Annotated in this window: 17 protein-coding genes; 5 read left to right on the top strand and 12 right to left on the bottom strand. The window is 73.1% G+C overall.

The genetic code is table 11. The features are described 5' to 3' along the window. Positions 1-13 precede the first annotated feature (13 nt). The 5 genes from ASD48_RS33465 to recA form a co-directional block, all read right to left on the bottom strand. Positions 14-988 (bottom strand): sugar ABC transporter substrate-binding protein, encoded by a 975-nt coding sequence (locus ASD48_RS33465; RefSeq protein ID WP_057605639.1) that lies wholly within the window; start codon positions 986-988, stop codon positions 14-16. Between the two features lie 175 nt (positions 989-1,163). Further along, positions 1,164-3,701: an FtsX-like permease family protein gene (locus ASD48_RS33460; protein WP_057605638.1), complete on the bottom strand. Its 2,538-nt coding sequence runs from the start codon at positions 3,699-3,701 to the stop codon at positions 1,164-1,166. After that, positions 3,698-4,495 (bottom strand): helix-turn-helix domain-containing protein, encoded by a 798-nt coding sequence (locus ASD48_RS33455; protein ID WP_057605637.1) that lies wholly within the window; start codon positions 4,493-4,495, stop codon positions 3,698-3,700. Before ASD48_RS33455 ends, ASD48_RS33460 begins: the two co-directional genes overlap by 4 nt. 111 nt (positions 4,496-4,606) lie before the next feature. Continuing rightward, complete coding sequence (gene recX, locus ASD48_RS33450; protein ID WP_057605636.1) at positions 4,607-5,392, bottom strand: recombination regulator RecX; 786 nt, start codon at positions 5,390-5,392, stop codon at positions 4,607-4,609. A gap of 3 nt (positions 5,393-5,395) precedes the next feature. Then, a complete protein-coding gene (recA, locus tag ASD48_RS33445; RefSeq protein ID WP_057605635.1) occupies positions 5,396-6,526 on the bottom strand; it encodes a recombinase RecA in 1,131 nt (376 codons plus the stop codon). Between the two features lie 355 nt (positions 6,527-6,881). On the opposite strand from recA, the gene ASD48_RS33440 reads away from it, so the two are divergent. Beyond that, the gene (locus ASD48_RS33440) at positions 6,882-7,724 is read left to right on the top strand and encodes a hypothetical protein (RefSeq protein WP_199876095.1); all 843 of its coding nucleotides are present in this window, start codon (positions 6,882-6,884) and stop codon (positions 7,722-7,724) included. Positions 7,725-7,735: 11 nt separating this feature from the next. On the opposite strand, the gene ASD48_RS33435 is transcribed toward ASD48_RS33440, so the two are convergent. Both ASD48_RS33435 and ASD48_RS33430 read right to left on the bottom strand, forming a co-directional pair. Then, complete coding sequence (locus ASD48_RS33435) at positions 7,736-9,007, bottom strand: AI-2E family transporter (protein WP_079074132.1); 1,272 nt, start codon at positions 9,005-9,007, stop codon at positions 7,736-7,738. Positions 9,008-9,067: 60 nt separating this feature from the next. Then, positions 9,068-9,262 (bottom strand): DUF3046 domain-containing protein, encoded by a 195-nt coding sequence (locus ASD48_RS33430; RefSeq protein ID WP_057605634.1) that lies wholly within the window; start codon positions 9,260-9,262, stop codon positions 9,068-9,070. A gap of 79 nt (positions 9,263-9,341) precedes the next feature. On the opposite strand from ASD48_RS33430, the gene ASD48_RS33425 reads away from it, so the two are divergent. Then, on the top strand, positions 9,342-10,286 hold the full coding sequence (locus ASD48_RS33425) for a hypothetical protein (protein ID WP_057605633.1): 945 nt from the start codon (positions 9,342-9,344) through the stop codon (positions 10,284-10,286). 54 nt (positions 10,287-10,340) lie between these two features. On the opposite strand, the gene ASD48_RS33420 is transcribed toward ASD48_RS33425, so the two are convergent. From ASD48_RS33420 to ASD48_RS33410, 3 genes are read right to left on the bottom strand one after another with little or no spacing between them, the layout of a single operon-like run. Beyond that, entirely contained in the window at positions 10,341-10,649 is a 309-nt protein-coding gene (locus ASD48_RS33420) for an AzlD domain-containing protein (protein WP_057605632.1), read from the bottom strand. Next, positions 10,646-11,401, bottom strand: coding sequence for an AzlC family ABC transporter permease (locus tag ASD48_RS33415; protein ID WP_057605631.1), 756 nt, complete (start codon positions 11,399-11,401; stop codon positions 10,646-10,648). The genes ASD48_RS33420 and ASD48_RS33415 overlap by 4 nt, the downstream gene beginning before the upstream one ends. Continuing rightward, on the bottom strand, positions 11,302-12,276 hold the full coding sequence (locus ASD48_RS33410) for an AraC family transcriptional regulator (protein ID WP_242432813.1): 975 nt from the start codon (positions 12,274-12,276) through the stop codon (positions 11,302-11,304). The genes ASD48_RS33415 and ASD48_RS33410 overlap by 100 nt, the downstream gene beginning before the upstream one ends. Before the next feature lie 310 nt (positions 12,277-12,586). Here ASD48_RS33410 and ASD48_RS33405 point away from each other — a divergent pair, with 310 nt between their 5' ends. The 3 genes from ASD48_RS33405 (at position 12,587) to ASD48_RS33395 (ending at position 19,428) form a co-directional block, all read left to right on the top strand. Then, positions 12,587-17,578: an ATP-dependent helicase gene (locus tag ASD48_RS33405; protein ID WP_057605630.1), complete on the top strand. Its 4,992-nt coding sequence runs from the start codon at positions 12,587-12,589 to the stop codon at positions 17,576-17,578. Positions 17,579-17,628: 50 nt separating this feature from the next. After that, positions 17,629-18,471, top strand: a complete 843-nt coding sequence (locus ASD48_RS33400; RefSeq protein WP_057605629.1) for a DNA-formamidopyrimidine glycosylase family protein — start codon at positions 17,629-17,631, stop codon at positions 18,469-18,471. Between the two features lie 192 nt (positions 18,472-18,663). After that, complete coding sequence (locus ASD48_RS33395; protein WP_057605628.1) at positions 18,664-19,428, top strand: SDR family NAD(P)-dependent oxidoreductase; 765 nt, start codon at positions 18,664-18,666, stop codon at positions 19,426-19,428. Between the two features lie 79 nt (positions 19,429-19,507). Here the strand turns inward: ASD48_RS33395 and ASD48_RS33390 are convergent, their stop codons facing one another. Both ASD48_RS33390 and ASD48_RS33385 read right to left on the bottom strand, forming a co-directional pair. Further along, positions 19,508-19,789: a hypothetical protein gene (locus ASD48_RS33390; RefSeq protein ID WP_107104482.1), complete on the bottom strand. Its 282-nt coding sequence runs from the start codon at positions 19,787-19,789 to the stop codon at positions 19,508-19,510. A 174-nt stretch (positions 19,790-19,963) separates the two neighbouring features. Further along, positions 19,964-20,434 (bottom strand): DNA starvation/stationary phase protection protein, encoded by a 471-nt coding sequence (locus ASD48_RS33385; RefSeq protein WP_057605626.1) that lies wholly within the window; start codon positions 20,432-20,434, stop codon positions 19,964-19,966. Positions 20,435-20,575: the final 141 nt, after the last annotated feature.

Here is a 20,575-nt window from a genome sequence, read left to right as displayed (position 1 = left end):
CGGCGCGCCGGGCTCAGTCCAGCGGGCAGTACAGCGGGGCCGTGTCCGCGTTGTCCCGGGTGACCAGGCGGACCGGCGTCTTGTCGATCCTGTCGGCCCTCTGGTCCTTGCGGAGCAGGGAGACGACGTTCTGCACCGCCAGTTCACCGGTGTCCGCCGCCGAGTTGGAGACGGTGGCGGCGAGGCTGCCGGCCTTGAGCGCGGCCAGTGCCTCGTCCGTGCCGTTCACCGTCACGATCCTGACGTCCTCGGCCCCGGCCGCGTCGAAGGCCTTGCGGGCGGCGAACGCCATCTCCTCATTGGCGACGAAGGCGTAGTCCAGGCCGGGACTCTCCTTGATCATGGCCGCGGCGACCGTCCGCGCCTTGACGGGGTCGTACATGCCGGGCCGGCTCGCGACCACCTCGGCATTGTCCGGCAGCCTCCGGGTGAAGGCCTCGGTGAGCAGGTCGGAGGCGGCGCCGGGGGCTCCCGCGATCACCGCGACGCTCACCTTGCGGCCGGCGGCGTCCCGCTCGATCCACTCGGCGTCCAGCTCCCCCACCTCCTTCAGATCGACCACGACGGCCCCCAGCAGGTCGGACGTGTCGTCGGGGACGACCGAGGTGAGGAAGATCGGCACCCCGGCCGCCTTCGCCTCGGCGATGTCCCCCTTGAGGGCGTCGACGTCGACGGTCTGCACTATCAGCGCGTCCACCTTGCGGGCGATCATGGCCTCGATGTTGGAGACCTCCGTGTCCCCGTCCTGGCGGGAGTTGGCCGTGAAGAGATGGACGCCGTTGTTGTGGGCCGTCCGCTCGACGGACTCCTGGAGGCACGTATGGAACTCGGTGGTACCGCCGTTGACGAAACCCAGCGTGATCCTGCCCTTCACCGCACCCGCGGGCGCGGTGGCCTGCGAGGGCCACACTCCACAGCCGGTGAGCAGCAGACCGGCGCCGAGGACCGACACGACGAGCGGTCTTCGGGAGCGGGTGGGCACGGGCATGGCGGGGCCGCCTTTCGGGAGGTGCGGGAGACAACCCCCGCTGGAGAGGCGGGGATGCACAGGCAGCGGCAGACGGTACCGGCAGGCCGGACGAGCTCACCCCTCCGGGAGCGCAAGGTAATCCTGCGCTCCCCGGGGGTCTCGGAGATCACGCCTCCCGGCAGGGAAGCATCGCTCACTCCTGCGCGGTCGCCACCGTCACCGCGCGCACCCTCAGCGCCACGCGTCCCGGCACAGCGGTGGCGACCAGCGCGAGAAGCCCCGCCCCGGCGACCACGGTGGCGTACACGAGCGGTACGACCGCCGGGGCCGCCCGCCCGGTCATACCGACGCTGAACGCGGTCAGGACCGCCAGGGCGATGGCACTGCCCAGGGCGACGGCGAGGAGCAGGACCGACAGGGCCTCGGTACGCAGCATGCGCAGCACCTGACGACGGGTCGCCCCCGCGAGGCGCAACAGCGCGAACTCCCGGACCCGTTCGGCGACCGACATGGCGAGCGTGTTGACCACGGCGATGGCCGTGAACGCCAGCACGAGTCCCATGGCCAGGAAGTTGACCTCGGCGTTCGCCTGCTCCCGCTCGGCCCGCAGCGAGTCGGCCGCGGCCGGCGACATCACCTTGAGTCCCGGGAACTCACGCAGCGTGGTCGCGAGTTGTGTCTGTGTACGGGCCGTGCTGACGAGCAGGGAGGAGGCGAGCGGGTTGTCGACATGGTCGGCGACCAGGTCGTGCGCGAAGGTGAGGTCTCCGAAGCCGAGACCCCTGGCGTAGACGGCGGCGACGGTGAGTACGGCGGGGGTGCCGTCGCCGAGCGTGAGCCTCAGGGTGCTTCCCGGCGCCAGACGGAGCTGGTCCGCGGCCAGTTCACTGACGGCGACGGTGTGCTCGGTGAGCCCGTCGAGGGAACCGGCGGTGACGTCCGGGTCCCAGGTGCGGCTGACGGCGGCCGGAGTGACGCCCTGCGCCGCGTACTTGTCGAGGCCGACCCGGACGGTCGTACGGACCACTTCGGTGACGACATCGTGGTGCGCACGCAAGTGCCGAGCCGCTTCGCCGGGCACACCGGGCCCCTGGGAGGTGACGACCCAGTCGGCGCGCACGCCCTCGCGGACCTGGGCGCGGGCCGCGTCGTTGAGGGTGGGCTGGACGAACAGCACCGTGCAGGTCATGCCGATGAGCAGGGTGACAGGGGTGACGACGGAGGCCATGCGGACGGCGTTTCCGCGGAGGTTGGCGGTGGCGAGCCTGCCTCCGGGACCGGTCAGGCGCAGCGGACCGGCCAGGAGAAACGCGGCCGCCCTGACCAGAAGCGGCCCGAGCAGCGCGACGGAGGTGGACAGCACGACGACGGCGAGGAATGTCACGGGCGTCGAGGCGGGCTCGGTGCGCAGGAAGCCGAGCACGGTGACGAGGACGGCCCCGGCCGCGAGCAGCAGCAGGCCGGCGAGGAGGCGCCCCCAGCCGGGGCGGGCGCGCTCGGTCCGGGCCTCCGCCAGCGCCTCGGCCGGGCGGATCCGGGCCACGCGGCGGGAGGCGATCCGCGCGGAGGCCCAGGCACCGAACAGGGTGGCGGCGACGGCGGCGAGCGGCGGGAGCGCGCTCACGGTGTGCTGCAGCGTGGCGGGCACCGCGCCCAGGGCGACGAACCTGCCGTGCAGCCAGGCCCCCAGGGGAAGCCCGAGGAGCGCGCCGGCCGTGCCCGCGGCGAACGCGACGATCAGGGCCTCGCGCCCGAGGAGGCGGCGGATCTGCCCGGAGGTGGCGGCGATGGCCCGCAGCAGGGCGAGTTCGCGGTGACGCTGCTGGACGGAGAGCGTGAAGGTCCCGACGACCACCAGGACCGCCACGAGCAGCGAGGTGCCGCCCATCGCTCCGCCCATGCTGACCAGCTTGATGCGGGCCGCGCCGGCGTCCAGGAACTCGACTGGCCCTCGGTCGTCACCGGTGCTGACCTGCGCTCCGGTGCCGTGCAGCGCCGTGGCGACGGCCTCGCGGAGCCGGCCCGGGTCGGTGCCCGGCCTCGCCAGCACGCCGAACGCGGTGACCTGCCCGGGGTGTGCGGCGAGACGGCGGGCCTCGCCGGTGGAGAAGAAGAGGGCGCTCTGGTGGCGTACGGCTGTGGCGGGGGCGGCGATGCCGGAGACACGGTAGGTGCGCGGGGCCTGCGTCGACTGGACGGTGAGCCGGTCGCCGTGGGCGAGGCGGGATCGTGCGGCGAGGTCACTGTCGACGACCACGTCGGTGGCGGCTGCCGGAGCGGCGCCCGCGGTGAGCCGGTAGGGCGTCAGCGCGGCGGAGTCCCAGGCATGGCCGTAGGCGGGCCTGCCGTCGGCGCCCGAGGCACCGGCGGGGAGCAACGGTTCGGCGAGGAAGGTGAGTTCGGGGATCACTCGAGCGACACCGGGTGCGGTGGCGAGTCTGCGCTCGAGGTCGGCCGGGAGCCAGGCGCGTTCGGCGATGGGTTTGGCCTTGTGCTTGACCTTGGTCTTGCCCTTCTTGTGCTTGACGGTGGTCCGGTGGACGTTCTGGTCGGCGGAGACCACGACCGGCGCCGAGGCATAGCGCTCGGTGCGGATCGTGCCCCGCAGCCCTGTCTCCAGGAGGGTGCCGCACGCGCTGATCAGGGCGGCCGCGCACAGCAGCGCGAGGAAAGCGCCCAGGAAGCCCGCCTTGCGGGCACGAACGGTCTTCAGGGCATAGCGCAGCATCATGCGGGATCGGCCTCTCTTCCCTCACCGGCGGAGGGGGTCACGGAAGGGGTGGGACCGGAAGAGGAGGCGGGGCCGGCGGGGAAGGCGAGAAAGCGGGTGAGCAGGGTGCGCGCGCCGGGGGGTGTCGCCGATTCGGGTCGCTTGTAGCGGTTGAGGAGAGCGATGTACTCCTCGAAGAAGTCCCGGAGTTCGGGCAGTGTGAGCCGGATGGTGCCGCGCGAGTAGGGGAACGCGTCCGCCCACGGGTCGTCGTCCTCCGCGTCCCTCTGGAGCCGCTCGAAGAGGTCCAGATCGGCTGCGTAGGCATGGTGGTTCAGCTCGTCCATGACGAGCCGCATCTCGGGACTCCGACGGCTGCGCGGGGGGAATCGGCGGTCTCCGGGGACCGCCCGCCACCAACGCTCCCGATGCGTGGACGGCTCCGCGTGCCTCGCGGCGGCCGGGGGCTCCTCCCGGTGTGCGGGCTTCGCTTCGTCCCGGTGTGCGGGCTTCGCTTCCTCCCGGTGTGCGGGCTTCGCTTCGTCCCGGTGTGCGGGCTTCGCTTCGTCGGTCTCCTCGACGAATCCGTACCTGGCCAGCTCGCGCAGGTGGTAGCTGGTGGATCCGGTGTTCAGGCCGAGGGCGCGGGCGAGGGTCGCCGAGGTGGCCGGGCCGTGCAGGGTGAGGTGTTCGAGGATGCGCTGACGGCGTGGCTGGGCGAGCGCCCTGAGAGCGGCGAGGTCGCCCAGTTCCAAGGGGGCCGCGGAGGCGGGTTCCGCTTCCGGGGGCTCGTGGGCACCGGGTTCCTGGGGCATGGGTACACACTCGCCTGTGCACAGACGCCTGTGCACTGCGGTGCTCCGGCGTCTTCAGTGGGGGGTTGTCCCCACCCCGCTACGGGGAGTCCCGCGTTCGGGACCCCTCGTTCAGAATCCCTCGCCGTCCAGGAACTCCGTGTCCTGGCCCTCCTCCTCCAGCGCCTGCCGGACCACTCGCAGGGCCATGCCCTCGGGATAGCCCTTGCGCGCGAGCATGCCGGCGAGGCGGCGCAGCCTCTTGTCGCGGTCGAGGCCGCGGGTCGAGCGCAGCTTGCGGGCGACGAGCTCGCGTGCCGTCTCCTCCTCCTGCTCGGAGTCGAGTCGGCCGACCGCCTCCTCGATCAGCTCCGAGTCGACTCCCTTGGTCCGCAGCTCCCGGGCGAGCGCCCGCCGGGCCAGCCCCCTGCCGTGGTGCCGGGACTCCACCCAGGCGTCCGCGAAGGCGCCGTCGTTGATCAGCCCGACCTCCTCGAACCGCGAGAGCACCTCCTCCGCCACGTCGTCCGGGATCTCCCGTTTGTGCAGGGCGTCGGCGAGCTGCTTCCGGGTGCGCGGGGTCCCGGTGAGCAGGCGCAGGCAGATCGCCCGTGCCCGCTCAGCCGGGTCCCCTGAAGACGCCTCCTGCTCGGCCCTCGACGAGGAGGAGGTGCCTTCGTCCTCGGCGGACGGTTCTCCGAAGCCACGCCGACGGCGCCCACCGCGTGGACCTCCGTCGCCGCCGCGCCGCGCCCGACCGCCACGGGGCCGGCCGTCGCCGTCCGCCCCCTCACCGCGGCGCGAGCCGCCCTCCGGCCGGTCGCCGCCGGCCTGGGCGGGGCCGTCGTCGGCCCCGCCTCCCGCTCCCCGAGGGGTGTCGGGGTGGACGTACTCGGCCCAGTCCGTTCGTCGCGTCACGGATCAGCTCTTGGCAGCCGCGGCCTTGGTCTTGGCCGTCTTGGCCGCGGCGGCCGGAACCGCCTTGGCGGCGTCGTCCGCGGGCGTGCCCGTGGCAGCAGCGGCGACCGCGGCCGGCTCCGCGGCGGGCTCCTCCGGACGCACGCCGACGCCCAGCTTCTCCTTGATCTTCCGCTCGATCTCGTTGGCGAGGTCGGGGTTGTCCTTCAGGAAGTTACGGGCGTTCTCCTTGCCCTGTCCCAGCTGGTCGCCCTCGTACGTGTACCAGGCGCCGGCCTTGCGGACGAAGCCGTTCTCCACGCCCATGTCGATCAGACCGCCCTCGCGGCTGATGCCCTGCCCGTAGAGGATGTCGAACTCGGCCTGCTTGAAGGGGGGCGCGACCTTGTTCTTGACGACCTTGACGCGGGTGCGGTTGCCGACGGCGTCCGTACCGTCCTTCAGGGTCTCGATGCGTCGGATGTCGAGGCGCACCGAGGCGTAGAACTTCAGCGCCCGGCCACCGGTCGTGGTCTCCGGGGAGCCGAACATCACGCCGATCTTCTCGCGGAGCTGGTTGATGAAGATCGCGGTGGTCTTGGACTGGTTGAGCGCGCTGGTGATCTTCCGCAGTGCCTGGCTCATCAGACGGGCCTGGAGACCGACGTGACTGTCGCCCATCTCGCCCTCGATCTCGGCGCGCGGGACGAGCGCGGCGACGGAGTCGATGACGATGAGGTCGAGGGCGCCGGAACGGACCAGCATGTCCACGATCTCGAGGGCCTGCTCGCCGTTGTCGGGCTGCGAGAGGATCAGGTTGTCGATGTCGACACCGAGCTTCTTCGCGTACTCGGGGTCGAGGGCGTGCTCCGCGTCCACGAAGGCGACCTGTCCGCCCGCCTTCTGCGCGTTCGCCACGGCGTGCAGCGTCAGCGTCGTCTTACCGGAGGACTCCGGGCCGTACACCTCCACCACGCGGCCTCGCGGCAGCCCGCCGACCCCGAGGGCGACGTCGAGTGCGGTCGACCCGGTGGGGATGACCTCGATGGGCTCGTTCGGTCGCTCGCCGAGACGCATCACGGCGCCCTTGCCGAACTGCCGTTCAATCTGTGCGAGTGCGGCATCCAATGCCTTCTCGCGGTCGGTTCCTGCCATGGGTTCCACCCGGTTTGCTTGAGTCGATCGCTTCACGTCAAAGACGCTAACGCCTGCCACTGACAATGCGCCCCGACGCCGGTCCGGCCTGTGGATAACTCGGGTGCCTATCCGCCCAAACCTGGACGGAACACCCGACCAGAGTCTCACCGGAGCCTCAATAAGAATGGATGTTCGATTTCCGTGTCAAGCGCACCACGCGGCACTTCCGAGGCTACGTTCACCCGCCGACACCACCCCCGATCCCTCTCACGCCGGCCTCCGTCCCGCACGCCCCCGGCTACTTCCCCGGGCGTACGGCGGGTGCCTTCGGCAGGACGACGACGGCGTACGTCGTGACCGGGACGCTCGGTGCATGGACCAGCAGAAGACCGGCCCCGCACGCGGCGCAGCGGAATCCGGGCACCCGATCCCGCACCCCCACCCCCTGGACGGCCAGGACCACGCGTCCCTCCGGTACCCCCGACAGCGCCGATACCACCTCTACGAGGCGACGGCCCTCCTGCTGATCCTCTCCGGGCTCGTCCACCTCGTGGTGTTCGCCGTCGACGGCGGCCCCTGGAACGGACCCGTCTCCTGGCGCAAGCCGGTGACCTTCGGGCTCTCCTTCGGGGTGACGCTCCTCGCGGTCGTCCGGGTCACCTCGTATGTGCGTGTCGGACCACGGCTGCGCGCCGCGCTGCTCGGGGTGTTCGCCGCCGACTGCGTGTTGGAGGTCGCCGGCATCACCCTCCAGGCGTGGCGCGGAGTGCCCTCGCACCTGGACATGGAGACACCCTTCGACACGGCCGTGTCCATGACGCTGGCGGTCGGCGGCGGGGTTCTCGTGGTGCTGCTCGCCGGGTTCGCCGTGGCGTCGTTCCGGCACCGGCCGACGGGCCCGGCCGGGATGTCTCTCGCGGTGCGCTCCGGTTTCGCGATCCTGCTCGTCGCGCTCGCCTCGGGGGCGGCGATGATCGCGCGCGGTGTCGTGCTCACCCGCACCGGACACCAGGAGGCGGCGTACCACTCGACGGCCTCGCTCAAGCCCCTGCACGGGGTGGGCCTGCACGCCGTCCTGGTACTGCCCGCCCTGGCCTGGCTGCTCTCCCGCACGCCCTGGAGTGAGGCCGGCCGCCGCCGGATCGTGGCCGCGGCGGTGGGTTGCTACGCGGCCGCGGTCGCCGCGGCCGGAGTGTGGGCGGTCCTCGCGTACTGACCGCCGCTCTCTCAGCCCGACGAGTCCCGCGACCCGTCCCGCGCCCCGTCCTGCCGGTGCCGCGCCCGCCCCCACAGCCGCCGCGCGCGCGTGAGCGGGCCCGGCCCCTCCCCGCGTCCCCGGTGTCCGTGGACGCGGGGGTCGTCCGTGACGTCGTAGCGCTTCACATAGGCGCCCAGGAACGCCTGGAGCGTCGCGACGGCCGGGATGGCGACCAGCGCGCCGACGGCGCCGAGGAGGGCGGTGCCCGCGATGACGGAGCCGAAGGCGACGGCGGGGTGGATGTCGACGGTCTTCGAGGTCAGCTTGGGCTGCAGCATGTAGTTCTCGAACTGCTGGTAGACCACGACGAAGATGAGCACCCACAGCGCGTACAGCGGCGAGACCGTGAAGGCGATCAGCATGGGCAGGGCGCCCGCGAGGTAGGTGCCGATGGTCGGGATGAACTGCGAGACCACGCCCACCCAGACGGCGAGCACGGGCGCGTACGGGATGCCGAGCGCCTCGAGCAGGACGTAGTGCGCGACGCCGGAGATCAACGCCATCAGTCCGCGCGAGTACAGATAGCCACCGGTCTTGTCGACGGCGATCTCCCACGCCCGCAGCACCTCGGCCTGCCGGGCGGGCGGCAGGACGGAGCACAGCGCGCGACGCAGGCGGGGTCCGTCGGCGGCGAAGTAGAACGAGAACAGGGCGATGGTCAGCAGCCGGAAGAGACCGCCGAGGACCTGCGTGGAGACGTCCAGCACCCCGGCGGCACTGTTCTGGGCGTACTTCCTCAGCCAGTCGGAGTGGAGCAGGCCCTCCTGGATGTCCACGCGCCTGAGCTCGGTGTGGAACGTGGTGTTGATCCAGTTGATCACCGAGTCGAGGTACTCCGGGAAGCCCTCGATCATCTTGATGATCTGTCCCGCGAGCATCGAGCCGAGCAGTGTGAAGAAGCCGGCGGCCACGATGAGCAGGCCGAAGAAGACCAGGAAGGTGGCCAGCCCCCTGCGCATCCCGCGGGCCGACAACCGGCTGACCGCCGGTTCTATGGCGAGGGCGAGGAAGAACGCGATCAGGATGTTGAGCAGCAGACCGATGAGCTGGTGGAAGGCCCAGAGGCCCAGCTGGAACACACCGAGGAGAGCGAGCGCGAGCACCATGGCGCGCGGAAGCCAGCGCGGCATGCGCGCGCCCTGCTCGGCGCCGCCGTCGGCCGGGGGCGGCCCGGTGGGCGGCGTCGCGCCGAGCGGGGATGTGTGCCGGGCGACCTGCCCGGTCTCGTCAGTGGGTGCCACGGGGCAAGTCTCGCCTACGGCACCGACAATCGGAGAACTGCCTCCGATCTTCCTGGGGGATCAGCGCATCTCCTGTGGAACGTTCATCACCGTGCACACCACGCGCCACACGTCCTTGGCCTCCCAGCCGGCCGCCAGCGCCTCGTCCACCGTGCGTCCGCCGAGTTCCGCCATCACGTGATCGCGCGCGAACGTCTCCGCGTACCCCGCACCGAAGTGCTCGTCCATTCGCTGCCAGAAGACCGTCAACCGCATGACACCAGTATCCCGCGCGCGGGGGTGCCCCTCGCCGGGACCGCCTGCCGAGACCGCTTTCCGCCCTACGGTCTGACGCATGGCCGAATCCGGAGCATCCCCACTCCCCCCGACGCCCACGGCGCGCTCCCCGCTCTTCCGCGCCGAGCACTTCGTCTGGCTCACCGCGCGCGTGCTGGAGCAGCGCCTCTTCGCGCACGACTTCCTGAACGGCGCCGCCGACCCCGTCGAGACCGCCCTGGACGCCTACCTCAACGAGGACGGTGGATACGGCCACGCGCTGGAGCCCGATCTGCGCGGCCCCGTGAGCCAGCCCCTGCACACCTTGCGAGCGCTGCGCGTCCTGGACTCCGTCGGGCGCCTCGGCGGCCGGCGCGTGGAGCGGGTGTGCCGCTATCTGACCTCGGTCTCCACCGGCGACGGCGCACTGCCGGCGATCCATCCCAGCCAGCGCGGATACCCGGCGGCCCCCTTCATCCCGATCGTGGACGACCCGCCCAGCGAGCTCCTGTCCACCGGACCGGTGGTGGGTCTGCTGCAACGCAACGACGTCTGGCACGCGTGGCTGTTCAGGGCCACGGACTTCTGCTGGCAGGCGATCGACTCCCTGGAGCGGTCCCATCCCTACGAGATCGAGGCCGCCGTGGCCTTCCTTGACTCCGCCACCGACCGCCCGCGCGCGGAGGCGGCCGCCGACCGGCTGGGCCGCCTGGTGCGTGCGCACCGGCTCGCCGCACTGGACCCGGACCACCTCGACGCGTATCCGGTCGCACCCGGCTACGCCCCCGGCGAGCACCACTTCCCGTACGACTTCGCGCGGACACCGCACTCCCTCGCGCGGGCGTGGTTCACCGACGACGAGATCGCACGCTCCCTGGACCACCTCGCCGACGATCAGCAGCAGGACGGCGGCTGGCCCGTCCGGTGGCGCCGCTGGGCGCCCGGCACCGCCCTGGAGGCCCGCCCCATGGTGACGATCGAGGCCCTGCGCACCCTCAGGGCCTACGGCCGCGCCATCGGCTGACCCCGCCCGTCCCGGCGGCACCCGCCGCTCCCCCGGACCGCCCCTCCCGGTCCCTCATCCGCCCAGGGCCCGCACCCCCGCCGTCACCACCACGGCGGCCGCGACGACCAGCAGGAAGGGAGCCCGCAGTAGGAGGGCGACGACGGCCGCGGCCAGCCCCGCGGCCCTCGCGTCCAGCACGAGCGCGTGCCCGTCCGCGAAGGTCTGCTGGGCGGTGAGGGCGGCGAGCAGGGCGACGGGGAGCAGGGCGGCGAACCGCCTGACGAGGGGCCGTTCGAGAAGGCCCGCGGGGACGAGCAGTCCGGCGAGCTTGACGGCGTAGCAGCCGAGAGCGGTCGCGCCGATCGCGATCCAGGTGTTCAACGCTCCTCCTCCCCCGGGCCGACCCGCCCGGCCGTCCGACCGGCCCCTCGCCGGCCCTCGAAGTACAGGACGACCGGCGCGGCGAGCGCGGCCATCAGCACGGGCACTCCGGCCGGGAGCACGGGCAGCAGGCCGAGTCCCAGCAGCACCGCGAGCCCGGCGACGGCCCGCTCGGCGGTGGTCTTCACCATGGGCGCGAGCAGCGCGAGGAAGACGGCGGGCCCGGCCGCGTCGAGCCCCCAGGCGTCGGTGTCCCCGATGGCCTCGGCGCCCAGGGCACCCAGCAGCGTGGTGAGGTTCCACAGCACGTAGAGCGTGAGCCCGGTGACGCCGAAGCCGATCCGCGCGGCACGCCGCCCGGTCTGGGCGAGCGAGACCGCCGCCGTCTCGTCGATCACCCATTGGGCGGCGAACGGGCGCAGCGCGCGCGGGAGCGCCAGCGACTGCGACAGACGCAGGCCGTAGAAGGCGTTGCGCACGCCCAGGAAGAAGGCGCCCGCGGCCGCCGTCAGGGGATTGCCACCCGCCGCCAGTGCCCCGACGAGCGCGAACTGGGACGCCCCCGTGAAGACGAGGAGACTGAGCGCGCAGCTCTGCCACACCGAGAGTCCGCTGCCCGCCGAGGTCACCCCGAAGGCGAACCCGGAGAGTCCTACCGCGATCCCGACCCCGAGGGCGTCCCGTACGACGGCGGCGTCCGGCCGTCCTCCGCCGTCGGCGCGTATGTCCGTGAGAGCTGTCTGTTCTGCCACGTCCCCGAGGGTAGGAGCAGCCCTCCGGGCGGGTCTTGTACGTTCTTGCGCTCCCGCTGGTAGGCCCCCGGAGGGACTCCGACGATCCGGGCGAAGTGGCGGTTGAGGTGCGGCTGGTCGGTGAACCCCACCGCGACGGCCGCCTCCGCGGGGGCGGTCCCCGCGTCCAGCAGCCGCCGTGCCCGCCGCACACGGGCATCGGTCAGCCAGGCATGGGGCGGCATCCCGTACGCGTCCCGGAAGGCGCGCAGCAGCGCGAACGAGCTGGTCCCCAGGTCCGCGGCGAGCTCCTCCAGCGTCGGCGGACCGGCCAGCCGCTCCTCCAGCACGCCACGCGCGCGTGCGGCGATCCGTGCCCCGGCCGTCCTCACCTCCCGCTGCGGCAGCGGTCCGCCGTTGAGCCGCAGCAGCCGCGTCACGGCCACCCGCAGCAGTGTGTCGGCGGCCAGCGCGTTGCCCTCCTCGGCGGCTCGGAGCACCTGGTGCACCAGAGCGACGGCGTACGCGTCGTCCAGCACGGGGCTGACGAATCCCGGGGTGCCACGAAGGGTCGTGGTCTCGGCCGCGATCTCGGCCACCACGTCGGGCGACGGATACACGGCCCCGTACCGCCAGCCCTCCGGCACGCCGGCCCGCCCGGTGTGCGGCGTGTCCGGGTTGACCAGCGCGAGCGTCCCCGCCCCCGCGTACTGATCGGCCCCACGGTGGTGGAAGACCTCCACCCCCTCGGCGATGGCGGCGATCACGAAGTGCTCGTGGGTGTGCCGCACGAAGGTCTTGCGGACATACCGGGCCCGCAGCAGATCGACACCGGGCAGCTCCGCATACCGCCAGTGCCGCGCCCGCTCAGCCGAACCAGAACCCGAATGCACCACCCACCCATTCTCCGCGACACACCATCGGTCCACCGCGCCCCGGGCCCGCCGAGCGCCCCCGCGCCGTCGGATCACAGCGTCACCGGCTGCGCGCCGGGCCATGGCACGTGGCACGCCCCGCACCCCGCCCCCACCCCGCCGCACCCCGCCRCACCCCGCCGCACCCCGCCGCACCCCGCCGCACCCCGCCGCACCCCGCCGCAAGGCGAACACCGACGAACGAGGCGGCAGGGCACCGACAATCCGGTCGAGGAACCCCGCATCTGCGCAGGTCACAGCAATTGTCAGTGGCCGGGTGCAGGATGGACGCATGGTCAGCTCCGCACACCGAGCCCTCGACGGCTTCTCCCCCGCAACCCGCGGCTGGTTCACGGGGGCGTTCTCCGCGCCCACCGCGGCCCAGGCGGGCGCGTGGCAGGCCATCGGCGAGGGCGCGGACGTGCTGGTGGTGGCCCCGACCGGCTCCGGGAAGACCCTGGCCGCCTTCCTCGCCGCCCTGGACCAGCTCGCCTCGACACCTCCTCCGGCCGACCCGAAGAAGCGCTGCCGGGTCCTCTACGTCTCCCCGCTCAAAGCCCTCGCGGTCGACGTGGAGCGCAACCTGCGCAGCCCCCTCACCGGCATCCGTCAGGAGTCCGTGCGTCTCGGCCTGCCCGAGCCCGAGGTCAAGGTCGGCATCCGCTCCGGCGACACCCCGCCCGCCGAGCGCCGCGCGCTGTCCACCCGCCCCCCGGACATCCTGATCACGACCCCCGAGTCGCTGTTCCTGATGCTGACGTCGGCCACGCGCGACGCGCTGACGGGCATCGAGACGGTGATCCTGGACGAGGTGCACGCCGTGGCGGGCACCAAGCGCGGCGCGCACCTGGCGCTCTCCCTGGAGCGGCTGGACGAACTGCTGCCGAGGCCGGCCCGCCGCATCGGCCTCTCGGCCACGGTCCGGCCGGTCGACGAGGTGGCGCGGTACCTCTCCCCGCAGCGCAAGGTGGAGATCGTCCAGCCGAAGTCCGGCAAGGAGTTCGACCTCTCGGTCGTCGTCCCGGTCGAGGACCTGGGCGAGCTGGGCGGCTCCCCGGTCGCCGAAGGTTCGGAAGGGGCGGAACGCCCGTCGATCTGGCCGCACGTCGAGGAGCGGATCACCGACCTCGTCCAGGCCCACCGCTCCACCATCGTGTTCGCCAATTCCCGCCGTCTCGCCGAACGCCTGTGCAACCGGCTCAACGAGATCGCCTACGAGCGGGCCACCGGCGAGCCGCTGGACGAGCATCACTCGCCCGCGGAGCTCATGGGTGGCTCGGGCGCGGCCCAGGGCGCCCCGCCCGTCATCGCGCGCGCCCACCACGGCTCGGTCTCGAAGGAACAGCGCGCGCTCGTGGAGGAGGACCTCAAGGCGGGCCGGCTGCCCGCCGTCGTGGCGACCTCCAGTCTCGAGCTCGGCATCGACATGGGCGCGGTGGATCTCGTCATCCAGGTCGAGTCACCGCCGTCGGTGGCCTCGGGCCTCCAGCGCGTCGGCCGCGCGGGACACCAGGTGGGCGCGGTGTCCACCGGTGTGGTCTTCCCGAAGTACCGCGGTGACCTCGTCCAGGCGGCCGTGGTCACCGAGCGGATGCGCACCGGCTCGATCGAGTCCCTGAAGGTCCCCGCGAACCCCTTGGACGTCCTGGCGCAGCAACTCGTCGCCATGACCGCGCTCGACACCTGGCAGGTCGACGACCTGCTGACCACCGTCCGCCGTGCCGCCCCGTTCGCGTCGCTCCCGGAGTCCGCGTTCACCGCCGTCCTGGACATGCTGGCCGGCCGCTACCCGTCCGACGCCTTCGCCGAGCTGCGGCCCCGGGTGGTGTGGGACCGCGTCGCCGGCACCGTCACCGGCCGTCCCGGCGCCCAGCGTCTCGCCGTCACCTCCGGGGGCACGATCCCCGACCGCGGCCTGTTCGGCGTCTTCCTGGCGGGAGCCGACCCCAAGAAGGGCGGCGGCCGGGTCGGCGAGCTCGACGAGGAGATGGTGTACGAGTCGCGCGTGGGCGACGTCTTCACGCTCGGCACCAGCTCCTGGCGCATCGAGGACATCACCCGCGACCGCGTCCTCGTCTCCCCCGCCCCCGGCGTCCCCGGCCGCCTGCCGTTCTGGAAGGGCGACCAGCTGGGCCGCCCGCTGGAGCTCGGCCGCGCGGTGGGCGCGTTCCTGCGTGAGGTCGGATCGCTGCCCAAGGAGGACGCCCGGCTCCGGCTGCTCACCGCGGGCCTGGACGCCTGGGCGGCCGACAACGTGATCTCCTACCTGGACGAGCAGCGCCAGGCCTGCGGACACGTCCCGGACGACCGCACGATCGTCGTGGAGCGCTTCCGGGACGAACTGGGTGACTGGCGGGTCGTCGTCCACTCCCCCTTCGGGGCCCAGGTCCACGCCCCCTGGGCCCTCGCCCTGGGAGCCAAACTCTCCGAGCGCTACGGCATGGACGCCCAGGTCATGCACGCCGACGACGGCATCGTCCTGCGGCTGCCGGACGCCGACCTGATGAGCCTGGACCTGCTCGACCGGGAGCCATCGAAGGCGGGCACGGAATACGACGCCGAGCAGGCACCGGTCGGCGCGGCCGACGTCGTCTTCGACAAGGGCGAGGTCGACCAGATCGTCACCGATCAGGTCGGCGGCCCGGCCCTGTTCGCGGCCCGCTTCCGCGAATGCGCCGCCCGCGCGCTGCTGTTGCCGCGCCGCAATCCCGGCAAGCGCACCCCGCTGTGGCAGCAGCGCCAGCGAGCCGCCCAACTGCTCCAGGTGGCGAGCGAGTTCGGCTCGTTCCCGATCGTCCTGGAAGCGGTCCGCGAGTGCCTCCAGGACGTCTTCGACGTTCCCGGACTCGTGGAGCTGATGGGCGACCTGGAGGCCCGCAAGGTGCGCCTCGTCGAGGTCACCACTCCGGAGCCGTCGCCCTTCGCCCGCTCCCTCCTCTTCGGTTACGTCGCCCAGTTCCTGTACGAGGGGGACTCCCCGCTCGCCGAGCGCCGTGCGGCCGCCCTCTCCCTGGACTCACGTCTGCTGGCCGAGCTGCTCGGCCAGGCGGAGCTGCGCGAACTGCTCGACGCCGAGGTCCTCACCGAACTGGAGCGGGAACTCCAGTGGCTCACCGAGGACCGCCGGGTGAAGGACACCGAAGGCATCGCGGACCTCCTGCGCCTTCTCGGCCCGCTCACCGACGCCGAGCTGACCGAGCGTGGTGCCGAACCGCACTGGGCGCGGGAGCTGGCCGCCGCCCGCCGTGCCATCCGGGTCCGTATCGGGGGCGCCGACCACTGGGCCGCCGTCGAGGACGCGGGGCGGCTTCGCGACGCGCTCGGCACGGCCCTCCCGGTAGGTGTGCCGGAGGCCTTCACGGAGCCGGTCAAGGACCCGCTCGGCGACCTCCTCACGCGGTACGCCCGCACCCACGGACCGTTCACCTCGGCAGGCGCGGCCGCCCGCTTCGGCCTCGGCGTGGCGGTGACCGAGGGCGCCCTCCAGCGGCTCTCGGCCGGCGGACGCGTCGTCCAGGGCGAGTTCCACCCGGCGGGCATCGGCCAGGAGTGGTGCGACGCGACGGTCCTGCGCAGGCTGCGCCGCCGCTCCCTGGCCGCCCTGCGGCACGAGCTGGAGCCGGTCCCGCCGCCCGCGCTGGCCCAGTTCCTGCCCCAGTGGCAGCACATCGGCAAGGGCCACTCCCTGCGCGGCACCGACGGACTGGTGCGCGCCCTCGAGCAGCTCCAGGGCGCCTCGGTGCCCGCCTCGGCCCTGGAGAGGCTCGTCCTGCCGTCCCGCGTGCGGGACTACACCCCCGCGATGCTCGACGAACTCACCGCGGCCGGAGAGGTCGTCTGGGCCGGAGCGGGCGCCCTCCCCGGCAAGGACGGCTGGATCTCCCTGTACGTGGCGGACGCGGCACCCCTGCTCCTGCCGCCGCCCCACCCGCTGGAGCTGACGGCACTGCACCAGTCGGTCCTGGACGCCCTCGCCGGGGGCTACGGCCTGTTCTTCCGGCAGATCGCCGACCAGGTCCGCGCCACCACACACCCCGAGGCCACCGACCCGCAGCTCGCCGACACCGTCTGGGACCTGGCCTGGTCCGGTCGGCTCACCAACGACACGCTCACGCCCCTGCGCGCCCTGCTGGGCTCGGGGCGCACGGCCGGCTCCACGGCCCACCGCGCCAAGCGCAGCGTCCCGCGCGGCCGCTACGGCTCGCTGACGGCCGCGGCCCGCCCCGCTTCCCGCGGCGGTCCTCCGACCGTCGGAGGTCGCTGGTCCCTCCTGCCGGCCCACGAGTCCGACCCCACGGTCCGCGCCCACGCCCTCGCCCGTACCCTCCTGGACCGGCACGGCGTGGTGACGCGGGGCGCGGTCGCGGCCGAGGGCGTCGAAGGCGGCTTCTCGGCGACGTACCGGATCCTGTCCGTCTTCGAGGAGAGCGGCCAGGCCCGTCGCGGGTACGTGGTCGAAGGCCTCGGCGCGGCGCAGTTCGCCATGGACGGCGCCGTGGACCGGCTGCGCGCGGTGGCCAACGCCCGCGACCGCGGCCAGCCGCTGCCCGGCCCGGACCCGACGACGAGCCCCTCGGACGCATTCGCCTTCCCCGACGACTTCCCGGCAGACACCTGGGACGTCCCCGGCCTCGACACCCGACCGCCCTCCCCCCTCGACGCCCCGACAGCCCCCGCGTCGCCGGACGCGTACGTCTCCCCCCACGACCTCGCCTCTCCGGGCGCCGGTGGCCCGCGCGGGGGCAGCGGCTTCCCGAACGGCTCGGGCGGTCCGAACGGCACAGGCTGGCAGAACGGCTCGGACCACACGACCGGCTCGGGCTTCCCCGGCCACCGCGACCCCCGGCGCGCCCAGAACAGCAGCCGCTACGGCACCACCTCCGCCGTCTCCCGCGCCGTCGTCCTCGCCGCCGCCGACCCGGCGAACGCGTACGGCGCCGCCCTGGGCTGGCCCGAGCCACCGAGCGGCGCCGGGCACAAGCCGGGCCGCAAGGCAGGCTCCCTGGTGGTGCTCGTGGACGGCGAACTGACGCTCTACATGGAGCGCGGCGGCAAGACCCTGCTGGCCTGGCCGTCCACTGCGGACGGCGAGAACACCCCCACCGACGACCCGCGCCTGCACACCGCCGCGGAGGCCCTGGCGGAGGCCGCGCGTGCGGGCTCCCTCGGCACGGTCACGGTGGAGCGCGTCAACGGCGCCTCGGCCCTCACCTCCCCCCTCGGCGCCCTCCTGGAAGGAGCGGGCTTCATCGCGACCCCTCGCGGTCTGCGACTGCGCGCCTGACCACCACGCCCCCGCCCCGCCCGGAGCGACTCGCATGTCACCCTTGACCCATGCCCGAAGGTGACACGGTCTGGCAGGCCGCGAGGCGCCTGCACGACGCCCTCGCGGGCAAGGTGCTGACGCGCTCCGATCTCCGCGTGCCCAAGTACGCCACCGCCGACCTCACCGGCCGCACCGTCCTGGACGTCACCCCGCGCGGCAAGCATCTCCTCACCCGCGTGGAAGGCGACCTGACGCTCCACTCGCACCTGCGAATGGACGGCTCGTGGAAGGTGTTCACGAACGACCAGCGCTGGACCGGCGGCCCGGCGCACCAGATCCGGGCGATCCTCGGCACCCACGACCGCACCGCGGTCGGTTACCGCCTCCCCGTCCTCGACCTGTTGCGCACCGCCGACGAGTCACGAGCCGTCGGGCACCTCGGCCCCGACCTGCTGGGCCCCGACTGGAACCCCGAGCGAGCCCTCGCCAACCTTCTCTCGGACCCCGCCCGCTCCCTCGGTGAGGCCCTCCTCGACCAGCGCAACCTCGCCGGCATCGGCAACGTGTACAAGAGCGAGCTCTGCTTCCTCCTCGGCGTCACCCCGTGGCTCCCCGTCGGCACGCTCCCCGCCGACCGTGCCGCGAAGCTGCCCGCCCTCGCGAAGAGGCTCCTGGAGGCCAACCGCGACCACCCGGTCCGCAACACGACGGGCCGCAGCGGCCAGAACCTGTTCGTCTACGGCCGTGCACCCCGCCCCTGCCTGCGCTGCGGAACACCGGTCCGGGTCGCCGACCAGGGCGACGGCTCCCGCGAGCGCCCGACCTACTGGTGCCCCGCCTGCCAGACCGGCCCGGCCCCGGCACCGGGCTCCCCGCCGACGCGCCGCCTCCGCCCACGCACCTCCCGGTGACGACCCTCGCCGACCGCTCCCCGCATCCTCGCCGACGAACCGAACGAGCCGGACGAGCCGGACGAGCCGGACGAGCCGGACGAGCCGGACGTTGCAGATGAACCAGTCGAGCCGGACGAGGCACCGCCAAGCATCCGTGCGAGCAAGCCGCCGCAATTGACGGACCGTCAGAAACCCTCGTACCGTCCCTTCATGGCCGTCAAGGCGTACGACCTCACCGGACGCACCGCATTCGTCACCGGCGCCGCGAGCGGAATCGGCCGCGCCTGCGCCGTACTCCTCGCCCAGGCGGGCGCCACCGTGCACGGAGCGGATCGCGACGAGCAGGGCCTGCACGAAACGGCGACACTGATCAAGGACCGGGGCGGCACGGCCCGCACCCACCCTCTCGACGTCACCGACCGCGTCCAGATCCGGCAGGCCGTCGAATCCTGCGAGCGGCTGGACATCATGGCCGCCGTGGCCGGGATCATGCACAGCAGTCCGGTCCTGGACACCCGGGACGAGGACCTCGACCGGGTCCTGGCCGTCAACTTCAAGGGGGTCCTGTACGCCTGCCAGGAGGCGGCCCGCCTGATGCTGGCGCGCGGCAACGGCGGCAGCATCGTCACCATGGCCTCGGGCGCGGTGGACACCGGCGGCCCCGGGCTGCTCTGCTACGGCGCCGCAAAGGCGGCCGTGGTCCAGTTGACGAAGACTCTGGCGACGGAGGTCGGCCGGTACGGCATCCGCGTCAACGCCGTCGCCCCGGGCTGGATCCGCACCCCCATGACCGACCGCCACGACGCCGGCGCACAGGCGCACACCGAGGCGCTCATGGCCCGCATGTCGCCCCTGGGCCGGGTCGGTGAACCGGAGGACATCGCCCACGCCGTTCTCCACCTGGCCTCCGACGCGTCGGCATTCACCACGGGCCAGATCCTCCGCCCGAACGGCGGCGTGGCCATGCCCTGGTAACCACCGGCCCCACGGCCCCTCGGCGAACCACCCGACAGCCACCACTCCCACGCCCTCCCGGTAAGGCGCCTCCCCGCACCTACTCCCGCGCCTCCCTCTCCGCGCCGCCACCGAGACGCTCGCCCCCCGCGGCCCCCCGCCAAGCAGCCCTCCATCGCCCCTCCCCGACCGCCCCCACCGCACGTGCCTTGGCCACGCAGTGCACGGGCAGCAGGCTCAGCCCCCACCCTCCGGCGGCGACCGCCCCTTCCAGCACCCCGGCGTCCGGCGCCACGGCGAGCCTCAGCACGGCCCACCACCACACCGCGCCCAACCCGAGGCCGAGCCCCAGCACGGCCCCACGCTCCGCTATTCGCCCCACCACGGCCGTCACCTCCAGCCCGAGCCGGCCCGAGCCTCACCACGACACCCAGAAACCCCCGGTGCCTCCGCAGAGGCCGACGCTAGACGTCCGTCCCGACCCCCGGCAGGGCGCACGGGCGGCACATCGGCGCAGGAGCGGGCGAGCGGGGTCGCCGCCCGCCTCCCGGCCGACTCACACGCTCTCCGCCTGGAACATCCAGTGGTGCTTCTCGAGGTCGCCCGTGATCCCGATGAAGATGTCCTGGCTCACCGGATCCGCGTCACCCGTGGCCGCCACCCGGCCCCGCATCCGGGTGATCACCGCGCCCAGAGCGGCGACGAGCGTGCCCACCGCGTCGGCGTCCTTGATCCAGCCGCCCGCCACCGCGCTGATCCCACTGCCGGCCGCCACGGTGGCCGCACGTCCGTCCGGTGAGACGCCCAGCGCCGACGCACGTTCTGCCACGGTGTCGGAGTGGGCGCGGGCGACGTCCACGACCTCGTCGAGTTGCAGGTGGACGGACCGGAAACGGGGCCCGACGACATTCCAGTGGACCTGCTTGGCGACCAGCGACAGGTCGACCAGGTCGACGAGCGCGCCCTGCAACGCCTCCGAGACGGTCTTCAGATCGGCGTCGGACAGGGGACTCTTGACGACGTACATCGGTACCTCCGGTGGTTGGCCCCCGAGATGCCCCTCCACGATGACCTCGGCACCCCGCACCGGCAAACGGACGACAGACGCGAAAAACCCCGACCGCACCCTCTCCGGGTCTCCCCGGAGAAGCCCCGGCCGGGGCCTCAC

It is taken from the genome of Streptomyces sp. Root1310 (assembly GCF_001426425.1).
Lineage (GTDB): Bacteria > Actinomycetota > Actinomycetes > Streptomycetales > Streptomycetaceae > Streptomyces.
The sequence above is the reverse complement of the archived record's forward strand: the minus strand, read 5'-3'. Positions and strand labels throughout refer to the sequence as shown.